The organism is Streptomyces sp. NPDC050658 (assembly GCF_044457025.1).
GTDB lineage: Bacteria > Actinomycetota > Actinomycetes > Streptomycetales > Streptomycetaceae > Streptomyces.
In genome coordinates this window covers 418,756-431,099 of the sequence record NZ_JBITGM010000006.1, presented here as the reverse complement: position 1 = coordinate 431,099, position 12,344 = coordinate 418,756, and the positions used below count along the sequence as shown (strand labels likewise).

General features: G+C 72.1%; 10 protein-coding genes and 1 pseudogene. 6 read left to right on the top strand and 5 right to left on the bottom strand.

From position 1 onward, the window contains the following. Positions 1 to 170: 170 nt before the first annotated feature. Complete coding sequence (locus ACIBKX_RS23265) at positions 171 to 1,454, bottom strand: adenylosuccinate synthase (protein WP_363273833.1); 1,284 nt, start codon at positions 1,452 to 1,454, stop codon at positions 171 to 173. A gap of 131 nt (positions 1,455 to 1,585) precedes the next feature. On the opposite strand from ACIBKX_RS23265, the gene ACIBKX_RS23260 reads away from it, so the two are divergent. Beyond that, on the top strand, positions 1,586 to 2,455 hold the full coding sequence (locus tag ACIBKX_RS23260; RefSeq protein WP_399375931.1) for a diacylglycerol kinase family protein: 870 nt from the start codon (positions 1,586 to 1,588) through the stop codon (positions 2,453 to 2,455). Positions 2,456 to 2,473: 18 nt separating this feature from the next. Here ACIBKX_RS23260 and ACIBKX_RS23255 read toward each other — a convergent pair whose 3' ends face one another. Beyond that, positions 2,474 to 2,983 (bottom strand): MarR family transcriptional regulator, encoded by a 510-nt coding sequence (locus ACIBKX_RS23255; protein WP_363273835.1) that lies wholly within the window; start codon positions 2,981 to 2,983, stop codon positions 2,474 to 2,476. Between the two features lie 105 nt (positions 2,984 to 3,088). Between ACIBKX_RS23255 and ACIBKX_RS23250 the strand changes: the two genes are divergently transcribed. The 5 genes from ACIBKX_RS23250 to ACIBKX_RS23230 all read left to right on the top strand — a co-directional run bounded on the left by ACIBKX_RS23250 (position 3,089) and on the right by ACIBKX_RS23230 (position 8,992). Further along, positions 3,089 to 4,012, top strand: a complete 924-nt coding sequence (locus tag ACIBKX_RS23250; RefSeq protein WP_363273836.1) for an ABC transporter ATP-binding protein — start codon at positions 3,089 to 3,091, stop codon at positions 4,010 to 4,012. After that, entirely contained in the window at positions 4,009 to 5,625 is a 1,617-nt protein-coding gene (locus ACIBKX_RS23245; protein WP_363273837.1) for an ABC transporter permease, read from the top strand. The genes ACIBKX_RS23250 and ACIBKX_RS23245 overlap by 4 nt, the downstream gene beginning before the upstream one ends. Before the next feature lie 125 nt (positions 5,626 to 5,750). Beyond that, entirely contained in the window at positions 5,751 to 7,088 is a 1,338-nt protein-coding gene (locus ACIBKX_RS23240) for a sensor histidine kinase (RefSeq protein ID WP_399375928.1), read from the top strand. Beyond that, positions 7,085 to 7,756, top strand: coding sequence for a response regulator transcription factor (locus ACIBKX_RS23235; protein ID WP_363273838.1), 672 nt, complete (start codon positions 7,085 to 7,087; stop codon positions 7,754 to 7,756). Before ACIBKX_RS23240 ends, ACIBKX_RS23235 begins: the two co-directional genes overlap by 4 nt. An 18-nt stretch (positions 7,757 to 7,774) precedes the next feature. Beyond that, positions 7,775 to 8,992, top strand: a complete 1,218-nt coding sequence (locus tag ACIBKX_RS23230; protein ID WP_363273839.1) for a cytochrome P450 — start codon at positions 7,775 to 7,777, stop codon at positions 8,990 to 8,992. Between the two features lie 5 nt (positions 8,993 to 8,997). On the opposite strand, the pseudogene ACIBKX_RS23225 reads toward ACIBKX_RS23230, so the two are convergent. The 3 genes and pseudogenes from ACIBKX_RS23225 to ACIBKX_RS23215 all read right to left on the bottom strand — a co-directional run. Beyond that, a pseudogene (locus ACIBKX_RS23225) lies at positions 8,998 to 10,119 on the bottom strand (acyltransferase); the annotation flags it as partial. Continuing rightward, on the bottom strand, positions 10,112 to 11,074 hold the full coding sequence (locus ACIBKX_RS23220; protein ID WP_363273840.1) for an alpha/beta hydrolase: 963 nt from the start codon (positions 11,072 to 11,074) through the stop codon (positions 10,112 to 10,114). The pseudogene ACIBKX_RS23225 and the gene ACIBKX_RS23220, both read right to left, overlap by 8 nt. Before the next feature lie 186 nt (positions 11,075 to 11,260). After that, the gene (locus tag ACIBKX_RS23215; RefSeq protein WP_363273842.1) at positions 11,261 to 12,145 is read right to left on the bottom strand and encodes an alpha/beta hydrolase; all 885 of its coding nucleotides are present in this window, start codon (positions 12,143 to 12,145) and stop codon (positions 11,261 to 11,263) included. Positions 12,146 to 12,344 lie beyond the last annotated feature (199 nt).

The following is a 12,344-nucleotide window of genomic DNA, read 5'->3' as shown; positions in this document are numbered from 1 at the left end:
CGCCCCCGTCACGGATCTCACCCTGTACGCAGAGGCATCAAGTATCCACTCATACAAGCGAGTTGGGAATGTGAAGGAGAGCCGGAAAGGAACGCCGCACGGAGCGCCGGAAACGGCGGCGCCCCCGGCCGACCGAAGTCGACCGGGGGCGCCCCCGCACAACGTACGTACTAGATGAACGAGTTGATCTCGATCGTCTCCGTGCGGCCCGGGCCCACGCCGATCGCGGAGATCGGGGCGCCGGACATCTCCTCCAGGGCCTTCACGTAACCCTGCGCGTTCTTCGGCAGGTCGGCGAAGGTCTGGGCCTTGGTGATGTCCTCGGACCAGCCGGGGAGGTACTCGTAGACCGGCTTCGCGTGGTGGAAGTCCGTCTGGTTGTACGGGAGTTCCTCGACGCGCTTGCCGTCGATCTCGTACGCGACGCAGACCGGGATCTGCTCCCAGCCGGTCAGGACGTCCAGCTTCGTGAGGAAGAAGTCCGTCAGGCCGTTCACGCGGGTCGCGTAGCGGGCGATCGGGGCGTCGAACCAGCCGCAGCGGCGGTCACGGCCGGTGGTGACACCGCGCTCGCCGCCGATACGGCGCAGGTCCTCGCCGTCCTGGTCGAAGAGCTCGGTCGGGAACGGGCCCGCCCCGACACGCGTGGTGTACGCCTTCAGGATGCCGATCACGCGGCTGATCTTCGTCGGGCCCACGCCCGTACCCGTGCAGGCGCCGCCCGCGGTCGGGTTCGAGGAGGTGACGAAGGGGTACGTGCCGTGGTCCACGTCCAGGAGCGTGCCCTGGCCGCCCTCGAACAGGACGACCTTGTCGTCGTCGAGCGCGTTGTTCAGGATCAGGGTGGTGTCGGCGACGTACTGCTTGATGTTCTCGCCGTGCTCCAGGAGCTGCTCGACGATCTGCTCCGCCTCGATCGCACGGCGGTTGTACAGCTTCGTCAGGAGCTGATTCTTGATCTCAAGCGCCGCCTCGACCTTCTGCTGCAGGATCGACTCGTCGTAGAGGTCCTGCACGCGGATGCCGGTGCGGTTGATCTTGTCGGCGTAGGTCGGGCCGATGCCGCGCCCCGTCGTGCCGATCTTCCGCTTGCCGAGGAAGCGTTCCGTCACCTTGTCGACCGTGACGTTGTACGGCGTGATGATGTGCGCGTTACCGCTGATCAGCAATTTCGACGTGTCGACGCCGCGCTCGTTCAGACCGCTCAGCTCGGAGAGCAGGACCGACGGGTCGACGACGACACCATTGCCGATGACGGGCACGCAGTCCGGGGAGAGGATCCCGGAAGGGAGGAGATGCAGCGCGTACTTCTGGTCGCCCACGACGACCGTGTGGCCGGCGTTGTTGCCGCCCTGGTAGCGCACTACATAGTCCACGGAGCCACCGAGCAGGTCAGTGGCCTTTCCCTTGCCTTCGTCACCCCACTGAGCACCGAGCAGCACAAGTGCGGGCACAGGCGTACACCCCTTCCGGGCGGGGCATGTCCAAGGTCAGGGGCCGTAGCCGCCATATGGGTGTGCCTTGGATGCTGCCCCGGAATAGACGAAGCCCCTGGCGCAATAGCGCAAGGGGCTCTTGCACAAAGATGCTACCCGAGGACTCAGAAAAGGGGCGCACGTTGTCGGCTCGCGACCAGCTGCTAGTCGTCATCGACCCGGTCGCCCGGCGCACGGACGGTGAGTCGGTACGGATCGCGAAGGATGTGCTCGGGGCGGCCGCCACGGTCCGCGTATGCCTCCCCGACGGGCCGGAGGAATTCGCTAAAGCCCTGGTCAAGAGGGGTGCGCGGCGTCCCGTGGTGATCGGCGACGACCGGGCCCTGATCCGCGCGGTCGGGGTCCTGCACCGGGAGCGCGAGCTGACCTCGTGCGCACTCTCCGTAGTTCCCGTGGGCGCCGCGCAAACCCTCGCGCGGGCGCTCGGCGTGCCCGCCGGGGCGGTCGCGGCGGCGCGCGCCGTGCTCGAGGGCGTGGAGCGGCGGCTGGATCTGCTCGTCGACGACCGGGACGACGTGGTGCTCGGGGAGCTGCGGATCCCGCCGGTGGTGTCGGCCGCGTCCGGCGGCGGCGCGGCGGTCGACGGCCACCCGTGGCTGCGGACCTGCCAGTCCTTCGTACGCACCCTCGCCGCGCGGCCCTCGCGGGTCGCGGCGGCGCCGGGGCCCGCCCCTGCGCGGCTGCGGGTGGAGGCGGACGGGGTGCTCGTCGTCGACCTCGACCAGCCGGTGGAGGGCGTCTTCCTGACTCCGGGGGACGGCGGCTTCGCCGAGGTCGAGGTCCGCCGCGCGGCGACGGGATCGGAGGCGGCGGCACTGCGGGTGCGGGCCCGGACGGTGACGGTGTCGGGGAGCGACTTCCGCTACCGCGCGGACGCGGTGGTCACGGGGCCGATCCGCACCCGGACCTGGACGGTCCGGCCACGGGCGTGGGGACTGACACTGCCGGACAGGCCCTAGGACTCCGCCGGACAGGCCCTAGGGTCGTCCCGGGCCGAACAGGGACTCCCGGTGCACGCGCCAGCGCTCCATCATTCCGCTCAGTTCCGTCTGGACGAACTCGAAGAAGGCGAGCGTCTCGGACAGGCGCTGCCCGGCCGGGGTGTCCGGGCCGAGGCTCATGACGCCGTCGCGCAGGGCGTTCTCCCAGCGCTTGAGGACCACGTCGCGGCTGCCCAGCGCCTCGTACCACTGGTTGCTGTGCACCCGGAAGATGTCCCGCCGCGAGCCGGGCTCGCGCTCCCTGGCCACCATGTGCTGCTGGGAGAGATAGCGCACGCCTCCCGATACGGCGGCGGGGCTGATCCGCAGCTGCTCCGCGAGCTCCGCCGAGGTGAGCGCGCCCGAGTCCGACGCGAGCAGCGCCGCGAAGATCCGCGAGGGCATCCTCGGCATGCCCGCCTCGACCAGCTGCGCGGCGAACTTCTCCACGAAACGGGAGAGGGCCTCCGCGTCGCGCTCTGCGGACTCTGCGGGCTCGTTGGGCATGTGCCGATCATCTCCCCTGTGCGTGCGTACCCCTTGTACGTCCACTCTGAGTTTATACACTTCCTTAACTTCACAAGTTTGTGAAAGTAGCGTACGTTCAAAAACATGACGAAGGCAATCACCGTCTCCGGACTGCACAAGTCGTTCGGACGGACGCACGCACTGGACGGGCTCGACCTCGACGTCCACTCCGGCGAGGTGCACGGCTTCCTCGGCCCCAACGGCGCCGGCAAGTCCACCACCATCCGGGTCCTCCTCGGCCTGCTCCGCGCCGACTCCGGCGCCGCCCAGCTGCTCGGCAGGGACCCGTGGAACGACGCCGTCGAACTGCACCGGAGGGTCGCGTACGTCCCCGGAGACGTCACCCTGTGGCGCAACCTCTCCGGCGGCGAGGTCATCGACCTCTACGGGAAGCTGCGCGGCGGCCTCGACCGGGCCCGGCGCGGCGAACTCGTCGAGCGCTTCGAACTCGACCCCACCAAGAAGGGTCGTACGTACTCGAAGGGCAACCGGCAGAAGGTCGCCCTCGTCGCCGCCTTCGCGTCCGACGTCGACCTGCTGATCCTCGACGAGCCGACGTCCGGGCTCGACCCGCTGATGGAGGAGGTCTTCCAGAGCTGCGTCGAGGAGGAGCGCGACCGGGGCCGGACGATCCTGCTCTCCTCGCACATCCTCAGCGAGGTGGAGTCGCTCTGCGACCGCGTCAGCATCATCAGGAAGGGGCAGACCGTCGAGAGCGGTTCGCTCGCCGACCTGCGGCATCTGACCCGGACCAGCGTCACCGCCGAGCTGGCGGCGCCGCCCAACGGGCTCGCGAAGCTGCCCGGCGTCCACGACATCGACGTAACCGGGAATCGCGTCAGGCTCCAGGTCGACACCGACAAGCTCGACGCGGTGCTCCGCTCGCTCACCGCATCCGGGGTCCGGTCGCTCACCTCCACGCCGCCGACGCTGGAGGAGCTGTTCCTGCGGCACTACCAGGACGACGTGCGCACCGGCTCCGACGCGGCAGAGGCGGTCGCGCGATGACCGCCGTCGCCGACGCCTCGACGTTCCGCACCCGGCACGGCGGGGCACGTCAACTCGCCGGTACCGGAACCCTGTTGAGGCTGGCCCTGCGCCGGGACCGGGTGATGATGCCGGTCTGGATCCTCGTGATCGCCCTCCTTGTGCTCTCCATGCCGGGCTCGCTGGAGAGCGTGTACGCAACGGCCGCCGAGCGGGCCGACGCCATGGAGTCGATGAACGCCAACTCCTCGATGCGGGCCATGTACGGGCCGGTCTTCGGGGACTCCATCGGCGCGCTCTCCGCCCGGCGGATCGGCGGCTACGCGGGGGTGCTCGCCGCCGTCATGAGCCTGATCATCGTCGTACGGCACACCCGCGAGGAGGAGGAGACCGGCCGCCAGGAGATGGTCTCCGCCGCGATGGTGGGCCGGCGGGCGCCGCTGACCGCCGCGCTGCTCGCCGCGGTCGTGGCGAACGCGGCGGTGGCGCTGCTGATCACCGCCGGGATGGCCGGGCAGGGGGCGGGCGGTGCGCTCGCGCTCGGTCTCGGCGTCGCGGGCACGGGGCTGCTCTTCGCGACCATGGCGGCGATCGTCGCGCAGCTCACGGAGAGCGCACGGCTGGCGAAGGGGATGACGTCGGCGGTCCTCGGGGCGGCGTTCGTCCTCAAGGCCGCCGGAGACGCGGGGGCCGAGGACGGCTCATCGCCGCTGACCTGGGTCTCGCCGCTCGGCTGGCTGGAGAACATCCGTCCCTACGCCGACGAGCGCTGGTGGGTGCTGTTGCTGCTCGCCGCGGCGGTCGCGGTGCAGGGTGCCGTCGCGTACGACCTCGCGGGGCGGCGGGACGTCGGGATGAGCTTCCTGCCGACGCGGCCGGGGCCCGCCATGGGGCGGCTCGGCACGGCCGGTGCGCTGGCCTGGCGGCTGCAGCGGGGGAGTGTGCTGGGCTGGCTGCTCGGGTTCCTCGCGGCGGGGGTCGTGTTCGGCGGGATGGTGGACGGGGCGGCGGACATCGTCGGCGACAACCAGAACACGCGGGACATCATCGAGCGGATGGGCGGACAGGCGGGGCTCACGGACGCGTTCCTCGCCACGATGGTCGGCATGCTGGGCATGATCGCTTCGCTGTACGTCGTCGCTTCCGTGCTGCGGTTGCACGGCGAGGAGATCTCGCAGCGGGCCGAGCCGGTCCTTGCGGGGGCGGTCGGCAGGCTTCGGTGGGCCGGGGGGCACCTGGTGATCGCGTTCGCCGGCTCGACGGCTCTGATGCTGGCGGGCGGTCTTGGCCTGTCCGTCGGGTACGGGCAGGACCTCGGGCCGATTCTGGGGGCTTGTCTGGTGCAGGTGCCGGCGATCTGGCTGATCGGGGGGCTTGCGGTGCTGTTGGTCGGTGCCTTCCCCAAGGCGGCGGTCGGTTCTTGGGGCGTGGCGGGGGTGTGTCTGGCGATCGGGTGGATCGGGCCCGCGCTGGATCTTCCCCAGGCGGTGATGAACCTCTCACCGTTCGGACATCTGCCGAAGTTGCCGGGGGGCGAGATGACGTGGGCTGCGCCCCTGCTGCTGCTTGCCCTCGCGGCGGCGTTGCTGGTCGCGGGGTTGGCGGGCCTCCGCCGCCGGGACATGACGACGTAGCCGGCCCTGGGCCCCGGGGGTGCGCAAGCGGGGGTTCCGTCGCCACGTAGTACCTGCGACGGACCCCCCACAACCCGTCCCCATGGGGACGACCCCTCCCCGGGGGGACCCGTACCTTCGTAGGCGTGACTGATGCAGCCAAGACCTCCGCCACCCCCCGTGGCCAGCAGAGCCGTAGCCCGGAGTTCCGGCTGGCCATGGGGGCGCTGGCCGGGGTGAAGGCGGATCTCTTCCGGGACGCCTTCGCCTACCGCCCGATGCCGGCGATGCGTACCGACGGGACATTGACCCGCCACATCCCGGAGCGGATACGCGGCTATGCCGCGTGGACCCCGCACGCGGTGATCGCCGCCGTCGCCTTCCTCACGTTCCTCCTCGGGTACGCCGTGGACGGCGTCGGACTCGACTTCGTGATCACCGGCTTCGTGCCGACCGCGGCCGTCCTCATGACGCTGGCCAGGCCGGTCGGCGCCTGGTGGCTCTCCCTCCTGAGCACCCCCTTCACGGGCGCCCTCAGCAGCGAGTGGGACGGCTGGCCCTGGTCCCCCGCCGCGTTCCTCGCGCACCTCACCGTGATGACGGTCGTCACCCTGCGCACCCGCCCCCGCACCGCGGGCTGGATGTGGATCGGCACCGGCCTCTACGGCGTCTTCGCCGAGGTCTTCCTCGGCAGCAGGTACAGCACCGACACCCCGCAGATGCTCTTCTTCTCCGCGCTCGCCCTGCTCGCCGCCTCCCTCGTGCACATCCGCCGCGAGGCCCAGCGCGAGGTCAGCGTGCAGCGCACGGTCACCGCGATCGAGCGGGACAAGCGGACGCTCCTGGAGGAGCGGACGACGATCGCGCGCGAGCTGCACGACGTGGTCGCCCACCACATGTCGGTGGTCGCCATCCAGGCGGAGGCCGCGCCCTACCGCGTGGAGAACCCGCCGCCGGAACTGGAGCAGGCATTCGTCACGATCCGCGAGAACGCGGTGTCCGCGCTGACGGAGCTGCGCCGCGTCCTCGGCGTCGTCCGCGCGGAGGACTACGAGGCGCCGGACGCCCCGCAGCCCACCCTCGCCGACCTCGACCGGCTCATCGCGAACGTGGGCGAGACGGGGCTGACCGTGGAGAAGGTCGTCACCGGTGCCGTCCGCGAACTCCCGCAAGGCGTCGAGCTGTCGGCATACCGCATCGTGCAGGAGGCCCTGAGCAACACCCTGCGCCACGCACCCGGCGCCACCGCCCGCGTCGAGGTCGGCTACGTCCTCGGCGGCCTCGGCCTGCGCATCCTCAACGGCCCGGCGACCGGCCTGGTCAAACCCTCCCCCGGCGCCGGCCACGGCATCACCGGCATGCGCGAACGCGTCACGATGCTGAACGGCGAGATGACCGCCGAGGAGACCGGGGACGGCGGCTACGAGGTCACCGTGTTCCTGCCGGTGGCCTCCGCGTCGGAGCCCACCGGAGGCAAGGAATGACGAAGATCCGCGTCCTCATCGCCGACGACCAGATGATGGTCCGCGAGGGCTTCTCCGTCCTCCTCAACGCGATGCCCGACATCGAGGTCGTCGGCGAGGCCGTCAACGGCCGCGAGGCGGTCGACCGGGTCCGCGAACTCGCCCCGGACGTCGTCCTGATGGACATCCGTATGCCGGTCCTGAACGGCATGGAGGCGACCCGCGAGATCGTCGCGTCGGACGGCGACTCCAAGGTGCTCGTGCTCACCACCTTCGACCTCGACGAGTATGTGTACGAGGCACTGCGCGCGGGCGCGTCCGGCTTCCTCCTCAAGGACGCCTCCGCACGCCAACTCGCGGACGGCGTAAGGGTGGTGGCGGCGGGCGAGGCGCTCCTCGCGCCGACCGTGACCCGCCGCCTCATCAACGAGTTCTCGCGGCTCGGCGAGACGCCCCGCCTGTCGGCGGCGGTCCAGGCCCAGCAGTACGGCGAACTCACCGAGCGCGAGACGGAGGTCCTCGTGCTCATCGCGCAGGGCCTGTCCAACTCCGAGATCGCCTCGCACCTGGTGGTGGCGGAGTCCACGATCAAGACGCACGTGAGCCGCATCCTGGTGAAACTGGGCCTGCGCGACCGCACCCAGGCGGCGGTCTTCGCGTACGAGGCAAGGCTGGTCACGCCCGGCTGACCGGACTAACGTCCCTCCATGGACGCCCCCACCACGGACTTCGCCCCTTGGTCGCCCGAGTTCGTCGCCGACCCCTACCCCGCCTACGCGCGCCTGCGGGAGGCGGGCCGGGTGCACTGGTTCGAGCCCACGAACCAGTGGCTGGTCCCGCACCACGCCGACGTGTCCGCCCTCCTGCGCGACCGCCGGCTCGGCCGGACCTACCTCCACCGCTTCACCCACGAGGAGTTCGGCCGGCAGGCACCGCCCGCCGCGCACGAGCCGTTCCACGTCCTGAACGACAACGGCATGCTCGACCTGGAGGCACCGGCCCACACCCGCATCCGGCGCCTGGTGTCGAAGGCGTTCACGCCCCGTACGGTCGAGCAACTCAAGCCGTACGTCGAGGAGTTGGCGGACCGGCTGGTGCGGGACCTGGTCGCTGACGGCGGCGGGGATCTCGCCGCACGCGTCGCCGAGCCGCTGCCGGTGGCCGTCATCGCGCAGATGCTGGGCATCCCCACGGGCGACCGGGACCAACTGCGCCCGTGGTCCGCCGACATCTGCGGGATGTACGAACTGAACCCCTCCGAGGAGACCGCCGGGCGCGCGGTCACGGCGTCCCTGGAATTCTCGGCGTATCTGCGCGAACTGATCGCCGCGCGCCGCGAGAAGCCGGGCGACGACCTGATCTCCGGGCTCATCGCCGCGCACGACGAGGGCGACTCGCTCAGCGAGCAGGAGATGATCTCCACCTGCGTGCTGCTCCTGAACGCCGGCCACGAGGCGACGGTCAACGCCACCGTCAACGGCTGGTACGCCCTCTTCCGGCACCCCGAGCAACTGGCCGCCCTGCGTGCGGACCCGGATGCCCTGATCCCCACCGCCGTGGAGGAGCTGATGCGCTACGACACCCCGCTCCAGCTCTTCGAACGCTGGGTCCTCGACGACATCGAGATCGCCGGGACGGTCGTCCCGCGCGGCAGCGAGATCGCCCTCCTCTTCGGGTCGGCCAATCACGACCCGGCGGTCTTCACCGCCCCCGCCGAACTGGACCTGGCCCGCGCCGACAACCCGCACATCTCCTTCGGCGCGGGCCTGCACTACTGCATCGGCGCACCCCTGGCCCGCATCGAACTGGCCGCGTCCCTCGGGGCGTTGCTGCGCCGTGCCCCGAAGCTGCGGCTCGCGGCCGAGCCGGAGCGCAGGCCGAACTTCGTGATCCGCGGGCTGCGGGAGCTGCTGGTCGAGGCCTGACCCGCCCGTCGGGGGGCGGCCCGCTCGTACGCGTGGAAGGCCGCCCAGCACACCGCGAGCCCCGCCGCGAACACCGGCAGCCAGCCGAGCCTGGCCGCCACCCAGCCGAGTCCGTCCGGCACCGTGTGCAGCCCCGGCAGCGGGACTCCCGCGAGCAGGCCGAGCGCGGTCACCGCCATCAGCGCGGTCTGGTGCCAGAGGAAGACCGTCATCGCGGAGAGGTTCAGGAGCGCCACCGCCGCCCAGGCCGCGGGCCGTCGCAGCACGCGGCCCAGCGGTTCGCGCACCAGCAGGGCGAGGCCGCACTGGGCGAGGCCGAAGGTGACGGCCGCGAGGGTCGGCGGGTTCAGGTTCGAGACCGCGGCGCCGGGCACGCCCACCATCGACGCCGGATAGCCCGCCCACAGGACGAGCCCGGCCGTCGCCACCGCGCCGCCCGTGAGCAGCACCCACCCCGAACGCCGGGACAGCTCCCCGCGCGTCCAGGCCGCACCCAGCGTGTACGGCACCAGCCAGCCCGCCGCCAGATTGACCCAGCCGAGCCAGGCGGGCCCGCCGAAGCCGAAGCGGATCAGGTCGACGTGGAGTACGACGGCCAGCGGCCACAGGGGATGGACGCGCGCCACCAGCGGGGTCACCGCCGTCAGGGCCGCGAAGACCAGCAGGAACCAGAGCGGGGAGAGGGCCAGCTTGCCGAGCGTGCGCACGGTCTCCAGGCCGGCTCCCGACGCCAGCATGCCCGCCGCCGCCACCGTCCACAGCACGAGCACCGCGGCGACCGGCCGGAAGAGCCGCGCGAGCCGCGCCGCGAGCCACACCCGGTAGCCCGTGCCCCGCGCCCGCGCCGAGCCATGGCTCTGGGCCGCCACATGCCCGCCCACCAGGAAGAACACGGCGAGCGTCTGGAACACCCAGGAGATCGGCGCGAGCCACGGCAGGTGCGCGAGCGGACTTGCCGCGTGCAGCCCGCCGCTGTCCGGGACGATCGCGGTGACCAGCCAGTGCCCGAGCACGACCCCGAGGATGGCGAAGGCCCGCAGCGCGTCGACGGCACGGTCCCGGCCGGGCGGGGTCCCGGCGTCGATCCGCCGGACGATTCCGCACACACGTACGCGTACGTCAGTCATGCGCGGCCTCCGTATCGCGCACGATCCGCGCGAGGCTGTCGAGCGCGACCGAGCCCGGCCTCAGGTAGTCGCTGTGGCCGCCGTCGCCCGCGTCGAAGATCCGCGCGCCGAAGCCGGGCGACACCGGGTCGGTGCCGAAGCCGACGGTGGTCCCGAAGAGACCGAAGCTGCTGTGCGGCACGTCGGATATCCAGTCACCGGAGCTGCGGCCCGCCCAAATACGGGCATGCGTAAGGGAGTTCAGGTCGGCGGCCCGGTCGTATCCGGTGCCGGGGCTGCCGTAGAAGACGATGTCGGCGAGGGCCGCCGGGGCGGGCGCGGCGTCGGCGACGGCGCGGGCGCACACGACCGAGCCGTACGAATGGCAGAGCAGCGAGAGCCGCGCGCGGGGATTCACGCCGTGCAGCTCGGCGACGAAGGACCGCAGCGCGGGGGCCGCTTCCTCCGCCCGACCCGTCGTCAGCACGGCGGGGCTGACCGTGCCCGGCGTCTCGTAGCCGAGCCAGGCGACGACCGCCGTGCGCGGGCCGAGCCGCTCGTGCAGGGCGCGGGCTCCGGCGCGGAACCTGCCGTACGTGTCGATGCCGGTGTCCGAGCCCGGCACCAGGACCGCGACCCTGCGCGCGGTCGCCAGGTCGCCGAACACCTCGGCGGTGCGGCCCGCGCCCCGGCCGTCGAAGGCGAGGAAGTCCCGCGCCGGGGAGGCCATCGCGCGCAGCCTGCCCGCTCTGGCCCGGTCGCCGTACCGCTCGGCCATGCGCGCCGCCTCGGCGGCGTTGGCGCGGTTCGCCGCGTACGCCGTGTCCAGCGTGGCGGCGGTGAGCGGCGGGAGCGCGGCCGGGGCGGGGGCCGGGACCTGCGGTCGCTGCGCCGCCGACACCGGCACGACGACGGCGCCCGCGATCAGCGCGGCGAGCAGGGTGCGGCGCAGCCGCCCGGTCCGGGCCTTCCTCATGGTGATCCTCCCCTTCCGTCGTTCCGCACGTGAGGTGCGGTCCTGGACAGGAAGTTATGGATCAGCGCAGGTAGTCGGCATCGCGCCGGGGAACACACTTGATCCGTGGTCCCCAGGTATGACGGACGTCCCGGAGTTACCCCACGGACGTCATCCCCGGGACCGACGGACCGGTCGCCGCAGGGGTCAGAAGGCCAGTTGGGCGATCTCCTCGGCGACGACGGCACAGGCGTCGGCGGCCGGATCGATCAGCGGGAAGTGCCCCACGTCCTCCAGCATGGTGAGCCCGACGACCTCGCCCGCCTTCGCCGCGGCGTCGGCGTACGCCTCGGCGACCGGGTACGGGACGACGATGTCGTCGCGCCCCTGGACGACGGCGGTGGCGATGCCGGTGGGCAGCAGGGCGGCGGGATCGGCGTACGGAATCCGCTCGTCGAACTTGGCCTCGCCGCCCAGGAGTTGCATGGACGCGCCCGAGCAGACGCCCAGCTCCTCCGCGACCCGGAAGTCTGCGATCGGGGCGAGGGCGACGACGCCGCGCAGGGGTGCGGGGCGGTCGGTGCGCCAGGGCGAGCCGGCCGGCAGTACATGGCGTGCGGCGGCCCACAGGGCGAGGTGGCCGCCCGCCGAGTGCCCGGTGACGACGGTGCGGCGCGGGTCCGCGGCGGGCAGCAGCTTCGCCACGAGCGCGGGCAGCGCGTCGAAGGCGGCGGCTACGTCGTCGAACGTCTCCGGCCACCGCCCGGCGGCCGGGCCGCCGCCCTGCGCCGGGATGGAACTCCCTCTCCGGTACTCGACGTTGGCCACCGCGAAGCCGCGTCTGGCGAGGAAGTCCGCGAAGGGCGTGACGTGCTGCCGGTCGTACGGGGCGCGCCAGGCGCCGCCGTGCAGGACGACGACGAGCGGGACGGACCCGTCCGGCGTTTCGGCGGGCACGCGGGGTTCATAGAAGTCGACGACCTGGTCGGGGTGTTCGCCGTACGCGGCGGTGGCGTCGGGCGGCACCGCGGGGTGCGAGAAGGCGGCATCGGCCTCGGCGGCATCACGGGCCACGGCGGCGTCGTCCGGCATGCGGCTACCTCTCTGCGGGTGGGGTACGACTGTCTGCGGGTACAGCACTGATCCCGTGATCTTCCCTCACGCCGCACCTTCTCGATACCGGGGTGGGGGGGGGGCCCCCGCCCCCCCCGCCCCACCCCCCCCCCACCCCCCCCCCCCCCGCCGCCCCCACCCCCCCCCCCCCCCCCCCCCCCCCCCCCCCCCCCCCCAA